Annotated in this window: 16 protein-coding genes and 1 pseudogene; 7 read left to right on the top strand and 10 right to left on the bottom strand. The window is 73.1% G+C overall.

Translation table 11 applies throughout. The features are described from left to right. The first annotated feature begins 70 nt into the window (after window positions 1-70). The gene (locus tag ACIRPT_RS36510) at window positions 71-973 is read left to right on the top strand and encodes a hypothetical protein (RefSeq protein WP_403835383.1); all 903 of its coding nucleotides are present in this window, start codon (window positions 71-73) and stop codon (window positions 971-973) included. A gap of 175 nt (window positions 974-1,148) precedes the next feature. On the opposite strand, the gene ligD is transcribed toward ACIRPT_RS36510, so the two are convergent. Then, window positions 1,149-2,120: a non-homologous end-joining DNA ligase gene (gene ligD / locus ACIRPT_RS36505; RefSeq protein ID WP_403835381.1), complete on the bottom strand. Its 972-nt coding sequence runs from the start codon at window positions 2,118-2,120 to the stop codon at window positions 1,149-1,151. Between the two features lie 450 nt (window positions 2,121-2,570). Here ligD and ACIRPT_RS36500 point away from each other — a divergent pair, with 450 nt between their 5' ends. Beyond that, a complete protein-coding gene (locus ACIRPT_RS36500) occupies window positions 2,571-5,603 on the top strand; it encodes a hypothetical protein (protein ID WP_403835379.1) in 3,033 nt (1,010 codons plus the stop codon). Between the two features lie 44 nt (window positions 5,604-5,647). Here the strand turns inward: ACIRPT_RS36500 and ACIRPT_RS36495 are convergent, their stop codons facing one another. Continuing rightward, window positions 5,648-6,298 (bottom strand): alpha-ketoglutarate-dependent dioxygenase AlkB, encoded by a 651-nt coding sequence (locus ACIRPT_RS36495; protein ID WP_403835377.1) that lies wholly within the window; start codon window positions 6,296-6,298, stop codon window positions 5,648-5,650. Between the two features lie 24 nt (window positions 6,299-6,322). Next, window positions 6,323-6,652, bottom strand: coding sequence for a putative quinol monooxygenase (locus ACIRPT_RS36490; RefSeq protein ID WP_403835375.1), 330 nt, complete (start codon window positions 6,650-6,652; stop codon window positions 6,323-6,325). 112 nt (window positions 6,653-6,764) lie between these two features. On the opposite strand from ACIRPT_RS36490, the gene ACIRPT_RS36485 reads away from it, so the two are divergent. Together ACIRPT_RS36485 and ACIRPT_RS36480 are read left to right on the top strand one after the other, a co-directional pair. Then, entirely contained in the window at window positions 6,765-7,109 is a 345-nt protein-coding gene (locus ACIRPT_RS36485; protein WP_403835372.1) for an ArsR/SmtB family transcription factor, read from the top strand. 109 nt (window positions 7,110-7,218) lie between these two features. Then, window positions 7,219-7,956, top strand: a complete 738-nt coding sequence (locus tag ACIRPT_RS36480; protein WP_403835369.1) for an SDR family NAD(P)-dependent oxidoreductase — start codon at window positions 7,219-7,221, stop codon at window positions 7,954-7,956. Between the two features lie 271 nt (window positions 7,957-8,227). Here ACIRPT_RS36480 and ACIRPT_RS36475 read toward each other — a convergent pair whose 3' ends face one another. From ACIRPT_RS36475 to ACIRPT_RS36460, 4 genes are all read right to left on the bottom strand, one after another. Beyond that, window positions 8,228-8,968, bottom strand: a complete 741-nt coding sequence (locus ACIRPT_RS36475; protein ID WP_403835367.1) for an arginase family protein — start codon at window positions 8,966-8,968, stop codon at window positions 8,228-8,230. After that, window positions 8,965-10,122: a bifunctional glutamate N-acetyltransferase/amino-acid acetyltransferase ArgJ gene (gene argJ, locus ACIRPT_RS36470; RefSeq protein ID WP_403835365.1), complete on the bottom strand. Its 1,158-nt coding sequence runs from the start codon at window positions 10,120-10,122 to the stop codon at window positions 8,965-8,967. Before argJ ends, ACIRPT_RS36475 begins: the two co-directional genes overlap by 4 nt. Window positions 10,123-11,173: 1,051 nt before the next feature. Beyond that, window positions 11,174-12,274: a calcium:proton antiporter gene (locus ACIRPT_RS36465; RefSeq protein ID WP_403835363.1), complete on the bottom strand. Its 1,101-nt coding sequence runs from the start codon at window positions 12,272-12,274 to the stop codon at window positions 11,174-11,176. 100 nt (window positions 12,275-12,374) lie between these two features. After that, window positions 12,375-13,118: a hypothetical protein gene (locus tag ACIRPT_RS36460; RefSeq protein WP_403497221.1), complete on the bottom strand. Its 744-nt coding sequence runs from the start codon at window positions 13,116-13,118 to the stop codon at window positions 12,375-12,377. 173 nt (window positions 13,119-13,291) lie between these two features. Between ACIRPT_RS36460 and ACIRPT_RS36455 the strand changes: the two are divergent. Together ACIRPT_RS36455 and ACIRPT_RS36450 are read left to right on the top strand one after the other, a co-directional pair. Then, window positions 13,292-13,514: pseudogene (locus ACIRPT_RS36455) on the top strand (gamma-glutamyltransferase); the annotation flags it as partial. Window positions 13,515-13,724: 210 nt separating this feature from the next. Continuing rightward, on the top strand, window positions 13,725-15,206 hold the full coding sequence (locus ACIRPT_RS36450) for an amidase (RefSeq protein ID WP_403835360.1): 1,482 nt from the start codon (window positions 13,725-13,727) through the stop codon (window positions 15,204-15,206). 104 nt (window positions 15,207-15,310) lie between these two features. Here the strand turns inward: ACIRPT_RS36450 and ACIRPT_RS36445 are convergent, their stop codons facing one another. The 3 genes from ACIRPT_RS36445 to ACIRPT_RS36435 all read right to left on the bottom strand — a co-directional run bounded on the left by ACIRPT_RS36445 (window position 15,311) and on the right by ACIRPT_RS36435 (window position 17,823). Further along, window positions 15,311-15,865, bottom strand: a complete 555-nt coding sequence (locus ACIRPT_RS36445; protein WP_403835358.1) for an isochorismatase family protein — start codon at window positions 15,863-15,865, stop codon at window positions 15,311-15,313. Window positions 15,866-15,946: 81 nt separating this feature from the next. Further along, complete coding sequence (locus ACIRPT_RS36440) at window positions 15,947-17,284, bottom strand: MFS transporter (RefSeq protein ID WP_403835356.1); 1,338 nt, start codon at window positions 17,282-17,284, stop codon at window positions 15,947-15,949. 107 nt (window positions 17,285-17,391) lie between these two features. Continuing rightward, complete coding sequence (locus tag ACIRPT_RS36435; protein ID WP_403835354.1) at window positions 17,392-17,823, bottom strand: MarR family winged helix-turn-helix transcriptional regulator; 432 nt, start codon at window positions 17,821-17,823, stop codon at window positions 17,392-17,394. Between the two features lie 205 nt (window positions 17,824-18,028). On the opposite strand from ACIRPT_RS36435, the gene ACIRPT_RS36430 reads away from it, so the two are divergent. Further along, window positions 18,029-19,369 (top strand): hypothetical protein, encoded by a 1,341-nt coding sequence (locus ACIRPT_RS36430; protein ID WP_403835352.1) that lies wholly within the window; start codon window positions 18,029-18,031, stop codon window positions 19,367-19,369. The last annotated feature ends 123 nt before the right edge of the window (window positions 19,370-19,492 follow it).

The following is a 19,492-nucleotide window of genomic DNA, read 5'->3' as shown; positions in this document are numbered from 1 at the left end:
GATTCCAGGTTTTACGAAGGGCATAACGACCACTCGCCGGTAACCCGATGTCCGCACCTAGAATCGGCCGATGATCAGGAAACTATTCGGCGTCGCGATAGCCGGCGCCGCGTTCATCGCGCCCTCGGTCACCGCTCATGCCGCGCCGGCGGCCGACTGGCAGCGAGTGGGGGACGGCATCACCTCCGGGATCAGCGGAATTGTGGTCGACGGTCGGGACGGTGATGCGGTGGACACTCTCGCCGTCCGTGACAATAAGAACCCCGGAGAGAACCGTCTGGTTGCAGTGCGCTACGGCCCGGACGCCGCGCCGCGGGTGCGGCCGGTGCAGTGGAGCGGGGAGCTGCCCGTCGACCTGGAGGCGCTCGACGCCGTCCCCGGCCGCGACCACGAGTATGTGGCCCTCGCCAGCAGCGGTACGGCGTACCGCATTCATGTGGAAAAGGGCGCCGCGCGCGTCCTCGCCGCATTCCCGCTGCCCGGAATTTCCTCGGACGGTAATTACGAGGGATTCGCGCTGACCGCCACGAAGGAGGGAATCGTCGCCGTCTGGGCGGACCGTGGACAGGATGACCGGCCCGCGAAACTCAGCGCCGCGACCTGGGATCCGGCCACCAACGCCTTCGGCCCGCACGATTCCGCGCATTTCAGCGCGCCTTATCCGGACGAGGACGTCCGGCACGTCTCGGATGTGAAGGTATCGGCCGCCGGCGATCTGACGGTGTCGTCCGCCTCGGACCCGGGCGACGACGGGCCCTACGACTCCGCGCTCTACGACGCCGGACGCCTTTCCGTCGGCGATGACGGCCACGCGCAGCTGTCCGTGTCCGACAAGCCGCACCGGCTCGCCGCATTCTCCGGGCACAAGGTCGAGGCGCTCGCCTGCCTGCCGGGATCGCACGAAGGGATCGTGGGCACGGACGACGAGAACGACGGGGGATCGGTCGCCGCCGCGGATTTCTGCCGTCCGTGAGAGGTCGGTGAAATACCGGCGCAGTACGGCGAAGTACCTGCGGAAGACGGTGAAGTACCTGCGGAAGATGGTGAAATACCGGCGGAATACGGTGAAACACTGGTGAGGTGAGAGTGGCCGAGGGGCAGCCGTCCCTGCCTCGCGGCGGTCCGCCCCGTGCCCTATTGACGTACCGTCAGCCCAGCCGCGTCAGATCCGGTCGCAGTCGGTGCCAGATCGGGTGCCGTAGCCGTCCCGCCGAGGTCCAGCCGGTGAACGCGATCTCGGCGATGAGCCGGGGCTCTGCCCAGTGGGCACCCGTGACGTCCACCGGGTTGGTGAAGGGGGAGTGGCCGAGCGGGATCACTCCCAGATACTGCGCGAGGTCCCGCCGCTCCCGGTCGGACAGTCCCGAGCCCACGGAGCCCACGTACCGCAGCCCGCTCGCCTCCGCGACGCCCGCCAGGACGGCGCCGGGGAGCCCGGTGAGCCCGCCGTGCCCCTCCGTCCAGCCGCCGATGATCACGTCGAGCGTCACCAGATGCTTGGTCTTGCGCCACTCGGGTGACCGTACGCCCGGCGTATACGGCGAGGTCAGCTTCTTCGCCACCACACCCTCGATGCCGCCCCGCAGCGATGCCTCCCACGCCTGCTGCCCCTGGCCCTCCACATACGTGGGCACCGACCAGTTCGGCCCCCGCAGGCGCAGCTGGGAGAGGATGCCGCGCCGCTCGTAATACGGCGCGCCCAGCAGCGACTGCCCCAGATACATGACGTCGAAGAGAACGAGGTGAACGGGGTACTCCATGGCCAGCCGGGCCGTGCGGCGCGGATTGACCACGCCCATGCGCCGCTGCAACAGCCCGAAATCGGGCCGGCCCCGCGCATCCAGCACCACGACCTCGCCGTCGAGCACCGCGGGCCGGCCGCGCAGCTGCTCGCCCAGCGGCGCCAGCTCCGGATACGTGCTCGTCGCGTCGTTGCCCGCCCGGGTGGTCAGCCGGACCGTACCGTCCCCGGGGGTGCTGACGACGCAGCGCGCACCGTCCCATTTGGCCTCGAACGCCCACATCGCCTCCTCGTACGGGGCGGGCAGCGGGCCGACGGTGGCCAGCATCGGCCGGATCTCGGGATACGGCGGAAAGCCACGCTCATCGGTCGGGGCCATATCTCGATGATCGGGGGATACCGGACGGGAGGCCAGGCGGGACGCCGGACCCGGGGGGAGCGGTTACCCGGGCGCCCGGCAGCCCTACCTCTCCTGGCCAGGCCCCCCGGGACCTCTCTTCGCGCGGCACACACCGGCTCGGCCGCACCCCCTCCGGATCCACCTGCGGCAGGATCCGGTCCAGCCACCGGGGCGTCCGCGAGGCGGCCCGGCCGAGCAGCGTCAGCACCGCCGGGACCAGCAGCAGCCGCACCCCGTGACATAGCCGGGGCGCGTCGCCCGCGGCCGTCCGTTCGGTCGTGGCGGATCCGTACCGCTGCGGCGCCGGCGGCGGTGTCGCGGGTGTTCCCGCGCAAGCGGAGCCGACGACGAACTGCCCTACAGGTACGGCCAGTTGGGCCCCCACCGCGCGCGGGGCGGTGTCAGTCCGCCCCAGTAGAGTTCCGGACCATGGAACTACGGGGAAGCACTGTGGTGCTGTACGGAACCTTCTATGCGCTCGGTGAAGGTGAGGCGGAACGCCGGCTGGAGGCGCTCGGCGCCCGGGTGGCGGACACGGTGACCGAGCAGACGGACCTGATCTTTCTGGGCCTGGGGGAGCGGGGCCCCATACCCCGTACGGACGAGATGCACCGCACGCCGTACTTGGACGAGGACGCGCTGCTGGGCATGCTGGAACGCGCGGAGGGCGCAAAGGGCGCCGCCTCCTCCGCCGCGGCCGAGCCGCCGCCGTTCCTGTCACCGACCGCCCTCGCCGCCGCGGCCGACTCCCCCGCGCTGCATGCCCTCCTGGACGGCGCCGACTGGTCCGCCTTCCGCCCGGACCGCGACCTGCCGCCGCTGCGCGCCCGGCTCGGCGACCTGGAGCGCAGCGAGGGCGTGACCGACGCCCACCGCCTGGCGACCCGCCGGCTGTGCGCGACGGGTGAGGCACGGCTGCTGCACCCGTACGGCCACGACGTGGAGATCGTGGGCCATGCGCTGAGCCCCGACGGCCGGTACCTCGCCACCGGCAGCTGGGTCGGCGACGACTACGACGCGGGCGGCGTCCTGCAGATCTGGGAGGTCACGACCGGGCGGTGCGTCAACACCGTGGCCGGTATCGCCGGCGGCGTCGGCTGGCCCGACTACGGGCGCACGCTCCAGTGGTCCGCCGACTCCACCCGCCTGGCCATGGCCCACCGCACCAACATGGTCGGCGTGTGGCGCGCCACCGAGGCCGGCATCGACCCGATCGCCGCGATCGATGTCTCGAACGGCAACTCCCGTCCGTCCGAGTTCGCGCTCTCCCCCGACGGCAGGAGCGTCTACTCCCACTGCGGCACGAACGGCGACGGCGGGCTGCAGGGCTGCCTCGTCCCGCTGGACCGCGGCACATTGAGCTGGCTGCCCTGCCATGTGGAGACCGAGCACCCGTACACCATGGCGCGGCGGCTCCCCGAGCCGGTACGCAAGGAGTTCGACCGGATCGAGTCCCGCAGTGACGACGACGGTTTCCGGGTCGGACAGTGGATCGACGGCCCGGTCTGGTCGCCCGACGGCACCCGCCTCTACGGCACCAACGCCCTCTGCGTGGACGCAAAGAGCCGCAGGGTGCTCTGGTACGCGCCCGCCACCCTCGCCCGGCTCAGCCCGGACGGCCGCCTCGTCGCCGCCGTCACCGACCGCGGTCTGTTCCTCCGTGAGGCGGCCGACGGCCGGATACGCTGCGGCCCCTTCGCCCTCGGCAAACCCCGCTCGCTGCGCTGGGCCACCGGGCGGGCCACCAACAGGCTGGCCGTGCTGACGCCCGGCTCGGACACGGCTCCGCCCGCGGTCCATGTCTTCGACGACGACCGCCATGTCGGCAGCGTCTCGATCCCGCACCCGGAGTGGGCGGACGACGAGAAATGGGCGGGCGACCGCAACGCATGGGCCTGGGCCCCCGGCGGGGAACGCGCCGCCTGCCTGACCTCCGAGGGCACCGTCGAGGTCTGGTCCTTCGCCGATCCCGCCCGCGCCCGACGGCTGCGGACCGTGCCGGCGGGGGGCGCCGACGCGGTGCACTGGGGCGCGGAGGGCACGCTGGTGCTGCTCGACAGCAGCTGCGTCCGGTTCGTCCGGGCCGACACCGGCGAGGTCCTCGGCAACTTCCCGTTCCTGCGCGTCCCGGAGGGCCCGCGCCCCGTGGAGGGTGAGGCGGCCGAGGAGCTCGGGACAGGGATCTTCGCCCTCGACGACCGTGCCTGGGCGATGACCCTGGAGCCCGACGCCGTCATCGCCCCGCCCGGCCGCGAGGACGAGCTGGACTCCGTCCTCACCTGGGCGGTGGGGTGCCGCCATGCCTGGCCGGTGCGGTGGGGTGAGCTCCGCGTGCTGCCCGACGCCCTCGCCGCCGCCGATCTCCCGGACTCCGAGGACGCCGAGATACTCCGCGAGTACCGCGCGGAACTGGAGGAGCTGGCGGACTCCGGCGCCCCAGGACCGTGGCCGCCGCCCAACACCGCGGTCCTGGACGACCTGTACGAGGAGGCGCGCCGTTCCGTACTCCCCCTCGACCAGGACCGCTGGGGATTCGCCACGGGCCCGTATCTGCGGGCCGCCGCCCGGCTGCGCGCCCGGCACGGCGCACAGCCGGAGACCGCCATGGTGCTGGTCGAGGACATACCCGAGGTGACGGACCGCCTCGCCGCGGCCTCCGACGTCGCCGTTCTTCTCGCCCGCGCGGGGCTGACGAACCCGGCCCGCGCCGCGTTCGACCGCGCCGAGTTCCTGGTCACCGAGGCCGCGGGCAAGCAGCTGAACGCCGACACCGCCTCCTCGTTCGCCGCCGCCTGCCATGCGCTGGGCGACCCGGCCCGCGCCGAGGAGTGGTTCCGGCGCGCCCGGACGGCCATCACCGTCGAACCCAATCCGTGGGACGACCACCTGGCGGTCCTTCACGCGATGCTGGAGTGCGGGCGGGAGGACCTGGCCCGCGCGCTCCTGGCGGACCGGAGCAGCCACCCGCCGGTCGGCTACCACTCGGAGCAGGAGTGGCTGGTGTACCTGATCCGCGGCGGCCGGATCGACCTGGCCCGCGAGTTCCAGCGGCTGCCCGGCTGGGAGGTTCCCTACGAGGCGCTGACCGCGCTGGCCGAGGCGGGCCGGCCCGACCTGCTGGAGGGCTGGGGAGAGCACAACTGGGCCGTCGGGGACGAGCTGGTCGCACAGGCCCACCGGGCCGCGGAGGCCGGTGCCCCGCCGCTCCGGCCCCTGACGCCGACCGACCGGGACATCAAGGAGCTCAGCGAGGGCTACGCCGAACTACAGCGCACACCGCACTCCCAACGGCAGCACCCCATCCGGCTGTTGACGGAGCGCGCCGCCGGGTGCGGGCACTTCTCCGCGGTGCTGGACCTGCTGAGGCTGGTGCCGCTGGACGACGAGTTCAATGGGCGTCCGGCCATGGCGTTCAGCGCCCTGTGGCTCGCTCTCACCGGCTTCAACACTCCGCCGTGGTGACCGGCCGCGGGCCCGCTCACCGGTGAGGGCGCGGGGGCGGGCGGCTACGGGCCGGGCGCGATCAGCGTACGGAACGTCACCGACACCCGCCGCCCCCGCGGCACCCGGCCGCCCGCCGGCCCCGGGTCGCTCTTGCGCGCCGCGATGGCATGCCGCCAGGTGAGCCGGGCGGGCCCCGTCATCACGCACAGACTGCCCGGCGCGAGCGGCACCGCCACCTTGGTGCCGGTCCCGGGATCGCTGAAGTCCATGACGCACCGGGATCCCAGCGACACCGCCGCCACGACCGGTCCGAAGCACGGCACGCAGTCCACGTGCGCGCTGATGCCCTGCCCCGGCAGGTACTCATTGACGATGACCTGATCCGCCTGACGGCCCATCAGTCCCTCGTCCGTGAGTCGCGCGGCGAGCTCCCGTAGCCACTCCGGAACCGGCGGCGCGGCCGCGGCGCGCGCATCCGCCGCCACGCTGCGCCGTCCGTAGTCGTAGCGCCGTCCGTAGTGCTGCACCCGCCGCTTCAGCTCCGTCGACCATGTACCGGCGTCGATCCGGGCCAGCAGTGCGGCGCAGGCGTCCGGCGCGAGCCAGTCGGCGAGATAGCGGAGGCCGGGGACGAGTGCGGGCGCGTCGGGCTCGTCCGGTCCGTCCGGCCCTCCAGAAAAAGACAGTTGCCCGAATTCCGATTCCGCAGACATCCGTGCACCCTAAAGCCTGCCTCGTTACTCGGGACGGGGTGCGGCGTCGGGCCGGTAAGGGCTGTGCATGGTGAGAAAGCGAATCTCGAGGTCGGACTCCAGGTAGTCCATGCGCCGCTCCCAGAAGGCCCGCATCCGGGGGAGGGTCAGGTGGGCGTCGAGATCGGCCTGAGAGCGCCATGCCTCGTAGAAGACGAAGACGCCCGGCTCGTTGCGGTCTTCGTGGAAGTGGTACTCCAGGCAACCGGCCTCCTGTCGGGTCGGCTCCACGAACGACAGCAGCAACTCCTTCAGATCTGCGGCCCGTTCGGGCTTGGGGCGGGCGGTGCCGACGAGCGTGAACGGCTGAGTCATGGATCTCCCCTCGAAAGGTACGACGAATCTCGTACCTGAAGCACGGACGCTAGCGAACCCCGAAGGTATGATGCAAGCCGTACCTTGTTGCTGCGAGGAGGGAGACTCCCGGATGCCCGACGACGAAGGCCACCCGGCCGTCGACGAGATCGAGCTCGGCCCGGTGCTCGCCGCGCTGGCCGACCCGCTGCGCCGCCGGGTGGTGCGCGAGTTGGCGCTCGCGCCCGACGGTACGGCGCGGACCTGCAGTTCGTTCGGACTGCCGGTGTCCAAGGCGACCGTCACACACCACTTCCGCGCGCTGCGCGAGGCCGGGGTGATCCGGCAGGTCGACCGGGGCAACAGCAGGATGGCCAGTCTCCGCCGGGCCGACATCGAGCGGCGCTTCCCCGGCCTCCTGGGCATCGTGACGTCCGAGGCGGAGGACGGCGCCGGGGAGCAACGGACCGGTCATTAGCCCTCGGAGGGCATCAGAACCGGTGCCCTGTTGGCCACCGCCGTCGGTGCCGGGGCATCCCCCGCCTACGATCATTTCGCTGGCTGTCGAGAACGGGTGAGGAGCGCGGATGAGCCGGGCGGTATTGGTGACGGGTGCCTCGCGGGGCATCGGCCGGGCGGTCGCGGAGCGGTTCGCCGCCGACGGGGACCGGGTGGCGCTGCACTACGCGTCGCGCCGGGAGGCGGCCGAGGAAGCCTTTGCGGGGCTGGCGGGGAGCGGGCATGTCCTGGTGCAGGGGGACGTCCGGACGCCGGAAGGGGCGGCCGGGATCGCCGAGGCGGCGGTGGCCGCGCTCGGCGGGATCGATGTGCTGGTCAACAATGCCGCGGCGAATACGGCGCACCCGCTGGACCGTACGTCGTTCGAGGAGTGGGCCGCCGCCTGGCGGGGGATCACGGACGTCAATCTGCTCGGGGCGGCGCATATGAGCTACTGCGCGGCGCGGAACATGATCGAGCGGGAGGTGGCGGGGCGGATCGTCAACATCGGCTCGCGGGGCGCGTTCCGGGGCGAGCCCGATCACCCGGCGTACGGGGCGTCGAAGGCGGCGCTGCACGCCATGGGCCAGTCGCTGGCCGTGCATCTGGCGCCGTACGGGATCGCCGTCGCCTCGGTAGCACCCGGTTTCGTCGGCACCGAGCGGGTCGCGGACCGGCTCACCGAGGAAGTCAGGGAGCAGAGCCCGTTCGGCCGGGTCGCCACCCCGCAGGAAGTGGCCGCGGCCGTGCACTACCTCGCCTCGCCCGACGCGGTCTGGTCCTCCGGCGCGGTGCTGGACGTCAACGGGGCGTCCCACCTGCGCTGAGGAGGCGATGACGCCGGGCGGCCCCGCACCGGCGCCCACTCCGCCCCTGCATCACGGCAAGGGCGGAGAGATCGCCTCGAACCGCCGCGACGAGCGGGAGATGTTCGTCGCGGGTACGGCAGGAAGGAAGGCGCCGGCTGAACCGGTGCCGGCCGTCGCTACCGGAAGGCCACGCCGTCGAGGATCCCGTGGAGGACATGGTCGCTGCCGGCCGAGTCGGCGGCGGGGGCATGTTCCGTGACACCCATGCCGGCGCAGGCGAAGCGTTCGGTCAGCGCGTGCAGGGCGGCGCGCAGTTGGTCGGGATGCAGGCCCCGGGTTCCGGGCAGGACAGGCCGGCGAAGTGCTCGGGGTCCAGTACGTCCAGGTCCAGGTGGATGTAGACGTGCGTGGCCCCTGTGTCGGCCACCGCGGACATCAGTCGGCCCGGATCCCGAAGAGCCTGAACGGACAGGGCTCGGATTCCTTCGGACTCGATGAAGTCCAGCTCGGCGGGATCGACGGCACGAACACCCGCGAGCACGAGCCCCCGGGCGGAAAGGCGCTCCTCCGGCCCGGGCAACAGCTGTGACGGCCCCTGGCCGAGCAGGGTGCGCAGCACCATTCCGTGGAAGCCCCCCGAGGGAGAGGTGCCGGGGGTGTTGAGGTCCGCGTGGGCGTCGAACCAGACGACTGCCAGGCCGTCGCCGTGGCGAGCGACGGCACGGGCGATCGGCGCCAGCTCGATACCGCAGTCGCCCCCCACGGCGAGCAGCGCCTCATCGCCGCTGCGGCTCAGCGCCGCCCTGGTTGCCGCCAGCGAGCGGGTCAGCACATCGAGGTGGCGTACGCCGTCCCCGTCCCGCCCGGGACGGGGGTCGATGTCGACGACGGTGCGTCGCGCTGCGGGGAACAGTGCGGCCAGCCGGTGCGCGCCCTCGGCCAGCCGTTGCGGACGGGGTGCGGCCGACCCTTGCCACTGAGGAATCACGAGCACGGCAGGGGACCCGTTGTCCCGGTCGAGTCCGGTCACGTCGTGTAGTCCGCGTTGATGCGGATGTAGCCGGCGGACAGGTCACAGCCGTAGACCGTGGCTTCGGCCTCCCCGAGGCCGAGCGTGATGACGATGTCGACCTCGTCCCGGCGCATGACGCCGACGAGTTGGTCGAGGGTGTCGGCCTCGGGCTCTTCGGGGTACACCTCGGTGCCGCCGAATTTCACGGTGACGTTGCCCGGCGAGATGTCGGTGTCGTCGGTGTTCTTGCCGATGGCCATCAGTACTCGGCCCCAGTTGGGGTCGGCGCCGTGGACGGCGGTCTTGACCAGGGGGGAGTTCACCACGCTCTTGGCGATGCGTTTGGCCTGTCCGTAGTCGCCGGCCCGGCCGACGGTGACGCGCAGGAGCTTGGTGGCGCCTTCGCCGTCACAGGCCAGCTGCTGGGTGAGGTCCAGGCACAGGTCGGCGAGGGCTGCGGAGAACTGCGCCGGATCGACCGGTCCTGCGGCACCGTTGGCGATGACCGCCACGGTGTCAGAGGTGGAGGTGTCGGTGTCGACGCTCAGACAATTGAAGGTGCGATGCACCGCTCCGCGCAGTGCGCTGTCCAGGTCGGCCGGGGACAGGTCCGCGTCGGTGAACACGTAGGCCAGCATCGTGGCCATGTTGGGCTCCAGCATGCCGACACCCTTGGCGATGCCCACGATGCGGGCCTGCCCGACGGTCCGTACGGCGGTCTTCGGGCGGGTGTCGGTGGTCATCATCGCGCGGGCCACATCCAGCGGTCCGGCCGTGAACGCCGCGCGGCCGCGCTCGGCGGTCTCGTCGAAGTGCGCACGGATGGTGCCCATCGGCAGTGGGCGTCCGATGACGCCGGTGGAGCCGATGAGTACCTCCTCCTCCAGGACGCCCAGTATCCCGGCGACCCGGCGGACGACCTCGGCGGCGTTCTCCTCGCCCTGACGCCCGGTGGCGACGTTCGCGTTCTGCGCCAGCGTCGTCACGGCACGCAGGTTCCGTCCCGCGGCATGGGCGCGACTGAGGACTATGGCCGGACCCGCGAAGAGGCTCTTGGTGAACATCGCGGCACTGGTGGCCGGCCGGTCCGACGCGACGATGGAGATGTCGTCGCCGTGCTCGCGCAGTCCGCCGTGCCCTGTGTAAGCCTGGAAGCCGATCGGCCAGGTCATGGGGTCGGGGGCGGGGCCAGAGTTTTGAGTCGATGCCGGTATCGATGCCGATAGCGCTGCATGATCATGCGTCATGGGGCATATATTTGCACTCGGGGTGTGGGCTGTCCACCACTTTCGATTGCGGCCCTGGAGTCGGTTCGTCTCGCCGTACGGGCCGGTGTGTGCGCCGGTTACGTCTGTGTCCGCGTCTCGATCAAGGGGTGATTGCTCGGCCGGTAGATCCGCGCCCTCGCCGAAGCCGGGTGTACCCGGGTCTTCTGTGGCGGTCGCAGCGGCGGCCGCAGCGGGAAAAAAGAAGGGCCCCGGCCGAACGGGGGATTCCGGCCGGGGCGGCCCCCTGCCGAACGGGGGATTCCGGCGGGGGCGGTCTGGGGGAGGCGGCATCCGGAAAGTGGTTTCCGTGCGCCTCACGATTGAACGATAAACCATTGACTGGCGTTCTAGTTCCGCGGCCCCGGGTGACGGTCGTCACCCGGGGCCACGGGGCGGGATTCCGGCCGGGTCCGGCGGCCCCGCGGGACCCGGGGAGGGGGCGTGCGTCGGCGGAAGACGAGGCCCGGCGGGCGGCGTGGCGCCGGGCCGGGCCGCACTCCGGGGTGTGTCGGGGATCGGGCCCGTCGTCGAAGGTCAGGGCGATCTCGCGGCCCTGGGTGGGCAGCCGGAACGCGACGCCGGGGTGCACGGGCGAGGCGCCGGGGCCGGACAGCGAGGTCTCGCCAGGCCATCGGGCGCAGCCGGTAGTGCTCGGCGATCGCGCGCTGGATCCGCGGAGGGGGCGCGCCGGCCGGCGGGTGCGGTTTGGGCAGTTCCGCCGTGTCCCACAGGGCGGCCTGTGGCTTCGGCGTATCGGACGAGGTCAGCAGGCGGCCGACGCCGAGCAGGCCGACCGCGAGGCCGCCCCGAAGGAACCGCCGCCGGGAGTTCGTGTGAGGGACGCACCGATCGGCTCTCACGCTCCCGTGCTCTCATGCGGCCACCCACCCGGTCGCAGCCGCACCAGGGGTCGAAGGCCTCCGCACCCCGTTCGGCCGAGCCGCGGCCGGGGGCGTCAGGGGCTGACCGACAGCACGATGTACGCGGCCAGCAGGGTGAGATGGACGCCGCCCTGCAAGGGGGTGGCGCGGCCGGGGATCACCGTCAGGGTGCCCGCTACGACGGTGAGCGCGAGCAGCACCATATGGGTCGCGCCGAGGCCCAGGTAGAGGGGGCCCGCCAGCCAGATCGAGGCGACGGCGACGGCGGGAATGGTCAGGCCGATGCTGGCCATCGCGGAGCCGAGGCCGAGATTGAGGCTGGTCTGTACGCGGTCCCGGTAGGCGGCCCGTACGGCGGCGATGGTTTCCGGCAGCAGCACCAGCAGGGCGATCACGATGCCGACGACGGACGCCGGCAGGCCGGCCGCGGCCACGCCGGACTCGATCGTCGGCGAGACGGCCTTGGCCAGTCCGACCACCGCGATGAGGGCCAGCGCCAGCAGCCCGAGGCTGGTCAGCGCCACCTTCCGGGACGGGGGGTCAAGGTGGTCCTCCGTGTCGATCACCTCGCCCGCCGCGGTCACCGGCAGGAAGTAGTCCCGGTGCCGGACCGTCTGGGTGGTGACGAAGATGCCGTAGAGCACCAGCGCGGCGACCGCGGCGAAGATCAGCTGCGGGGTGGAGAACCAGGGGCCCGGCGTGGTGGTGGTGAACGTCGGCAGGACCAGGCTGAGGCCGGCCAGCGTGGCGACGGTCGCGAGCTCCGCGGCGGTGCCCTCGGCGTTGAAGTGGGCCACCCCGCTCTTGAGGGCGCCCACCAGCAGGCACAGGCCGACGATGCCGTTGCAGGTGATCATCACCGCCGCGAAGACGGTGTCCCGCGCGAGCGAGGCGCTCTTGTCGCCGCCGTCGGCCATCAGGGTGACGATCAGCGCCACCTCGATGATCGTGACCGCGACCGCCAGTACGAGGGACCCGAACGGCTCGCCCACCCGGTGCGCGATCACCTCGGCGTGATGCACCGCGGCCAGCACCGACCCTGCCAGAAAACACGAGACCAGCACGACCACGACGACCGGCAGCGACCGCCCCCAGACCAGCGCCAGCAACACCACCGCCAGGACCGGCAGCACACGGGTCCAGCGCAGGACATTGCGGCGCAGGCGGGCGATCATGCGTCCGAGCTTCGCAGATCCCCCGGGCGCCCGCCCGCCGAGCCTCAGGGGCTGTCCGAGCGGTGATGACGGGGCCCGCGCCTGCCCCGGCGGACACGACCTAGGCCGCCGCCCGGTGCCCCTTCGCCTCGGCGGGCGCGGTCGCTGCCTTGGTGACGTCCGCGACGACCTCGACGACATCGGGCCCGTACGCCTGCGAGTTCACCACCTTCAGCAGCAGCGCGAACTGGCCGCCGGCGCCGTGCTTACGGGCCAGCCGGGCCCGGTTGCGGACGAGATGGCGCACCGCGGCCCGATGGGTGACGGGGCGCTGACCGGCCGCCAGGAAAACCGGCCGGTCTCCCTCGCCCGCCGTCAGACGGGCCAGCAGGACGTACTCGACGGCGCCCGGCTCCATCCGGTACGCCGTGCCGCCGATGGTGAGGGTGCCGCGGCCGGCGCCGGAGTCGTCGCCCGGGTGCACCGCGACGCCCGGCAGCAGATTGGCCAGATGGGCCGCCAGCCGGCGGTGTGCGGTCGGGTCGCCGACGCAGAACTCGGTGCGCGCTCCGAAACCCTGGAGCCCGGTGTCGTGCGGGGCGACCTCCGGGTGCGCTCCGCAGTTCTCGATCACCGCGGCCAGCCCGAGCAGCGCCAGCGCATCATGGCGCGGGATGCTCCAGTGCGCCGAGGAGCTGTCCCGATGCGTGACCAGAACGCACTCCGACCCCTCCGGCAGCCCGAAGAAGTCTTGTTCGCGGGTCAGCTTCCGGCGGGCCGCCGCCGATTGCACGGCCCAGCCGGCAGCCAGGCCCACGACGAGGGCCGCGACCGCCACGGTCAGGAGCAGCAGGGTGTCATCCATGGCGGGCGAGCGTAGCGGCTGCCCGGGTGCGTGTTCGAGGGCGGGGCGGGCGGCTGGGGCGTCTTGTCCCGTTATGCCGCCTGCCGCCGTCGGGCTTCCCACACCCAGCGGCACCGGTCCCACGCGGCTTCGAGCGCGACACGGGCCGTGGACGACAGGCGCAGTCGGAAGGTGTGACGGCCGTGCCCGCTCCCCTGAACGCGGTGGTCACCGAGCTCCAGCCCGCCCCCGTGGAACGGCCCGCCCCGCGGCCAACTCGAGGAGATCGGCCACACCTTCACACACCACCCGGAGATCGGCACGGCGACCGGCATCCGTCTGCTGCCGGACGGGCGCCGGCCGGCGGCGGCCGAAAAGGCACGGCTTGGTGGCGGCTCCGCGATGGTGGTCCGACCCTGCCCCCCGCGCCCGGCCCACTGCCCGCTGTGCCGTCCGTGTGACGTCCATGTGGCCTACGTGTGGCGTCATTGTTGGCCACAGTGGTGACGACTAGCCTCCTGGGACCGTTTGTTGGACCGTTCACCGGCAAGAACCACGCACCGGCAAGAACCGTTCACTGGCAGGAGCGGTCCGTTCGCAAGAACGGTCCCAGGGAGGGCGCGCACCGTGAGCGTTGACGAGACCCGTGACACCGGAACCGGCACCGGAACGGGAAACGGATCCGGCCCGTCGGGCCATACCCGTACGACCGCCGGAGCACCGGAAGGCCTCGCCGAGCAGGCACGGGCGCTGGCCGAGGGGCGGGTGACCTCCGCCGCGCTGGTACGGCGTTCCCTGGAGCGCATCGGAGCCACCCAGGGCACCGTCAACGCCTTCCGGCGGGTACGGGCCGAGGCGGCCATGGCCGAGGCCGCGGAGGCCGACCGGAGACTGGCCGCCGGCGAACGGCTGCCGCTCCTCGGCGTGCCCGTCGCCGTCAAGGACGACACCGATGTGGCGGGCGAGCCGACGGCGTTCGGCTGCGCCGGAAAGTTCCCGCCCAAGGAACACGACGCCGAGGTCGTACGGCGGCTGCGCGCGGCCGGCGCGATCATCGTCGGCAAGACCAACGCCTGCGAACTGGGCCAGTGGCCGTTCACCGAGGGCCCGGCCTTCGGCGACACCCGCAACCCCTGGAACCTCGACCACACCCCCGGCGGCTCCTCCGGAGGTTCGGCCGCCGCGGTCGCCGCGGGCCTGGTCCCCGCCGCGCTCGGCACCGACGGCGCCGGCTCGGTCCGTATCCCCGCCGCCTGGTCCCACCTCGTCGGCATCAAGCCGCAGCGCGGCCGCATCTCCACCTGGCCGGACGCCGAGTCCTTCCAGGGCATCACCGGCATCGGCCCGCTGGCCCGCACCGTCGAGGACGCGGCGCTCCTCCTGGACATCGCCAGCGGCAACCACGAGGGCGATCTGCACCGTCCCCCCACCATCGCCGCCGGCGACGCCGCCGGCCGCGACCCAGGACGCCTGCGCATCGCCCTCTCCTGGAAACCGGCCATCACCTTCACCCGCAAACCACTGCACCCCGAAGTCCGCGCCGCCGTCACCGAAACGGCCCGCACCCTCGCCCGCCTCGGCCACTTCGTCGAGGAGGCCGAACCGGACTACGGCCTGGTCGGCCTCGCCTTCCTCCCCCGCGCCACCGCCGGCGTCGGCGAATGGGCCGCCCGCGTCCCCGACCGCACCCTCCTCGACCCCCGCACCCGCGGCTCCGTGCGCATGGGGCGCATCCTCGGCGGCCCCGTCCTGCGCCGCGCCCGCGCCGCCGAAGAGCGCCAACAACGCCGCATCGGCGCCCTCTTCGGCCCCTACGACGTCCTCCTGACCCCCACCACCGCCACCCCGCCACCCCGCATCGGCACCCTCGCCAAACTGAACGGCTGGCGCACCGATCAGGCCATGATCGCCGCCTGCCCCTACGCCTGGCCCTGGAACGTGCTGGGCTGGCCCGGCGTCAGCATCCCCGCCGGCTTCAGCGCCGACGGCCTCCCCCTGGGCGCCCAACTCCTCGGCCCCGCCCACGGCGAGCCCCGGCTGATCTCGCTGGCGGCCCAGCTGCAGGACGATCTGCGGTGGCACGAGAGGCGGCCGGCCACCGCGGCCTGACGGGTACGGGCCCGCAGGGCGCGCGTTCTTCCCCTGTCCATGCTGTCGCGTGTGCCCTGCCGGAATCCCCGGCAGGGCACACGCGAGTGATCCGGCGGCCGCTCTCAGCCCAGCAGCTTGACGATGGCCTCCGTCGTGTCGGTCTCGCCGAGGCGCGGGAAGATCTTCTCCAGGCTGTTGCGGTGCGCCGCCTCGTCCAGGTCGGTGACCGCGTCGGTGGCGATGGCGACGTGGTAGCCGTGTTCGTGCGCGGCCCGGGCGGTGGATTCGACGCCGATGCTGGTGGCGATGCCGGCGAGGACGATCTGGGTGACGCCGCGGCGGCGGAGTTCGAGATCCAGGTTCGTGCCGTGGAAGGCGCCCCACTGCTGCTTGGTGACGATGATGTCGGCGGGCTGCCGGTCGAGTTCGGGAACCAGCTCGGCCCAGTCGGCGGGCGGGGTGGCGCCGCGCGCGGCGGATTCCGTACGGCCCGGGGCGCCGCCGGTGACGTTCACCAGGACGACGGGCAGCGCGCGCGCACGGAACTCGGCGGCCAGGCGGGCGCCGCGCGCGATGACGTCGGCGGAGGGGTGGGGGGTGCCGGGCAGACCGGCGATCCCCTTCTGGAGGTCGATCAGGACCAGAGCGGTGGTGGGGTCGAGGGCGGTGGCGGTCATGAGGCGGGCTCCTTGGCGGATGGGGGTGGTCAGGAGGTGGGCAGGGAGTGGGTGACGGGGTGAAGGGGCTTGGCCGGGTGGTCAGTTGGTGGTTGTTCTCCCGCCGGCCCGCAGGCTGCGGTCGGTCAGCGTGAGGACGAGGAGGAGTGCGCCCAGGGCGATGCCGATCAGGGCGATCCGGTGCAGGGCCGGGTCGGTGGCGTGCCGGCCGTACAGCAGGCCGATGAGGCTCGCGGCGGTGATCGCGCCGAGGTACTGGGCGGTGCGCTGGAGTCCGGCGGCCGCGCCGACGCCGTCGGCCGGGGCCTGGGCGTAGACGGCGGCCTGATTTCCGGTGGCGGCCAGCCCCTGCGGGATGCCGACCAGGGCCCCGGCACACAGCAGCGCGAGGAGCGGGCTGGCGCCGTGCACCACGAGCATGACCGCGCTGCCGGCCGCGAGACAGACCGCGGCAAGGGTCAGCGGGGCGCGGATCCCCTTCGTACGGGCGCCGGCGAGCGAGCAGACGGCGGCCGCGCCGGACATCGGCAGCATGATCAGGCCGGCGTGGAAGGACGAGTAGCCGTGCGCCTCTTCGAGCCACTGGCTGAAGCCGTAGAGCACGCAGTAGATGACGAGGTACGTGAGTCCGTGGCGGAGGTAGGTGCGCACCAGGCCGCCGTTGCGGGCGAGCATCCGGAGGTCGATGAACGGGGCCGGGTGGCGCAGCTGCCACCAGACCAGGGCGGCCGCCAGGACAGCGGCGGGGGCGAGCAGCAGCCACCGGGGGTCCGCGAGCTTCAGCAGGAAGAACATCGTGGTGGTGAGCGTGGCGGCGAAGAGGGCGATGCCCAGGGGGTCGAGGGCGGCGGGGGAGCCGGCGGCGCGGGGCGACTTCTCGTCGCGGGGGAGCCACGCGAGCGCGGACAGCAGGGCCAGTAGCGCCAGCGGGATGTTGACGGCGAAGACCGCGCGCCAGCCCGCCGTCGCGGCGAGCAGCCCGCCGAGCGTGGGGCCGATGGCGGCGCTGCCCAGTGCGGCGAGCGAGAGCCGGCCCAGTACGGCGCGGGGCGTGGGCCGCCCCACGCGCCGCGACTCGGCGCGCAGCATTGCCATCGCGGCGGGATAGGCGGCCGCCGTACCGACGCCGAGCACGACCCGGGAGACGATCAGCAGGGTGAAGGTGGGCGCCAGCGCCCCGAGGAGGCCCGCCGCGCAGACCGTCACCGCACCGGCGACGAACACCCGGCGCGGGCCGACCCGGTCGGCGAGCCGTCCCATCGAGGGCTGGCCCACCGCGCTGGAGAGATACATCGCGGAGATGAGCCAGACGGTGTCGGCGGGCCCGACGTGGAAGTCCCGGCCGATGGCAACCAGGGCGGTGGCGATCATCGTGGAGTTGATGGGGTTGAGCAGCGAGCCGAGGAGCAGCGGCGTCATCAGGCGCGCGCCGAAGGGCCGGTGAGGGGCGTCGTCGGTCGCGCGATCGGGAGCCGTGGGGGGCGCACCGTCGAGGCCGACGGGCTCGGGGGAACTCCGCGGCGCGCTCATTCCTGCGTAAGCCGCCGTATCAGCGCGGTCGCCGTCTCGAGGGTGCGCTGTTCCTGCGGGCTCAGCCGCTCCGCGATGGCCACGGCGAGCCAGTTCTGTTTGGCCTGCCGTACGGAGGTGAGCATCCGGCGCCCCTCGTCGGTGAGGGAGAAGACGACCTGCCGCCCATCGGTCGGATGCGGGCTGCGGGCGAGGACGCCCCGCTCCTCCAGCGCGCTCAGCGTCATCCGCATGGACTGCGGCCGGACCAGCTCGGCGCGGGCCAGCGCCGCGGTGGTGGCCGGTCCGTCGGTGTCGATCCGGCCGATCACGGCGCGCTGGGTGGGGCTGAGCTCACCCTGCGGGGACGCGGCGCGGAGGTGCCGCATCAGCAGACTCACGGCCGCGCCCAGATCCGTCGCGAGGCGTTCCTGGTTCTCGTCAGGCATGGGGCAAGCGTAATTGATCAACAGGGAAACTTGCAAGTTTGCCTGTCTTGTTTTCCTGTCTTGTTTTCCGGGGCGGACGGGCGTGTGCGGGCCGTGTGCGCGGTCTGTAACGCGCGCGTAGCGCGCCGTCACCGCCGTCGAAACATCGGGGGTGTGCCATGCGGCCAAAGGGGGGAAGCCCGGCCGAAAGGGAGCTGCTCAGTCCATGTCGGGAACACAACCCCACGATGCGGTCGGGGAGTTCGCACGCTTTCTGGCCGGTCTCGCGCGGCGGCTCGATCCCTCGGCCGGGTGGTACGGCGTCTTCGCCCGGCGCGATCCCGACGGCCTGCGGGCCTGCCTGGAGGGGCGGGACGTGCCGCCGTGGGATGTGGTGGAGTCGCTGCTGTACGACCTCGCGGGGCTGCCGGGCGATCACGCGGTGAGCACCGTCGGCGCGCGGGCCCGACGGCTGCATGCGCAGGCGGTGGCCGGCCACGACGCCCGGCCGGGCGGCCGCTCCGCATTGCAGCGGCGGCTGGCGGCGATGGAGCGCGAGGAGCGGCATACGGCGTTGCGCGTCCGCGACCTGGAGGCGGCGCTGGAGGCGGCCGTACGGACGGCCGGACAGGCGGCGGGCCCCGGGGAGGCGGAGCGGCTGACCGAGGAGCTGGCCTGGGCGCAGAACGACCATGCCCGCGCCGGTGCCCGGGTCGGCGAGCTACGGGCCCGGCTGGAGGCGCTGGGGGAGGCCGAGGCCAAGCGGCGGGCCAGGGTGAAGGCCAAGGTCAAGCGCCCCGTTCGCCCGCGCGGGGCGCGTTTCGCCGGGCTGGAGGTGCCGGAGGAGGGCGCGGTCGCGGAGGCGGAGACGCAGGCGGAGGCGGACGAGGGAGGGGAGGCAGGAGCGGAGTATGCGAGTGACCCCGCCCCCGAAGCCGCCCCGCGCGGCGCCCGCTTCGCCGGAGCCTACGGCCAGGAACCGGGGGGCGGCGACGGCCGGGCGGGAGACGGCCGCGCCCGCCCCGTGACACCCCCGGCCACCGCCGAGGCCCGCCACGCCGCCGCCACCGCCGTCTCCCGCCTGGCCCACCTCCGTGCCACCGCCAACGGCGGCCTCGCACACGCCGAACTCTGCGCCGCCGCAAACCGCCCCGCATCGGAACTCCCTTTACTCATCGAGGAGTTGGAAAGCGCCGGCCTCGCCTCCGACGTCCCCACCCTGCTGTGGGAGGCGGCCTGTCTGCCGCCCGCCGGGCTCGCCGCGGCCGCCGACGCGCTGGCCTCCGCCGGGCGCGGCGCGGACGGCGGCCGCCTGCTGCGGCAGGCCGTGGCCCGCCCGGTCGAGGAGGTGGGGCGGGCCGCGCTGGCGCTGCTGGAGCGGGGCCGGGCCGGGCTGGCGCTGGAGCTGCTGGCCGCGCTCGTACGGGCCCGTGCCCCGCAGGACGCGGCCGCGGCGGCCGCGCCGGCGCCGGGCGCGCTCGGGCCGCTGCTGCTGGAGGCGGCCGAGAGCGTCTCGCCGCACCGGCACAGCGACATCGCCCACGCCCTGCGCGCCGCCCGTCTGTGACCCTGCCCCGCGCCGCCCGTCTGTGACCCCGCAGGGGCGCGCCGCGCTGAGAGATGGTCTTGCCACGGTGCGTAACGAGGCTTACGGTCACCTCCACACGCGTAGATCCCGCCGGCGATCCCG

This window comes from Streptomyces sp. NPDC101227, from assembly GCF_044767545.1.
Lineage (GTDB): Bacteria > Actinomycetota > Actinomycetes > Streptomycetales > Streptomycetaceae > Streptomyces.
The sequence above is the reverse complement of the archived record's forward strand: the minus strand, read 5'-3'. Positions and strand labels throughout refer to the sequence as shown.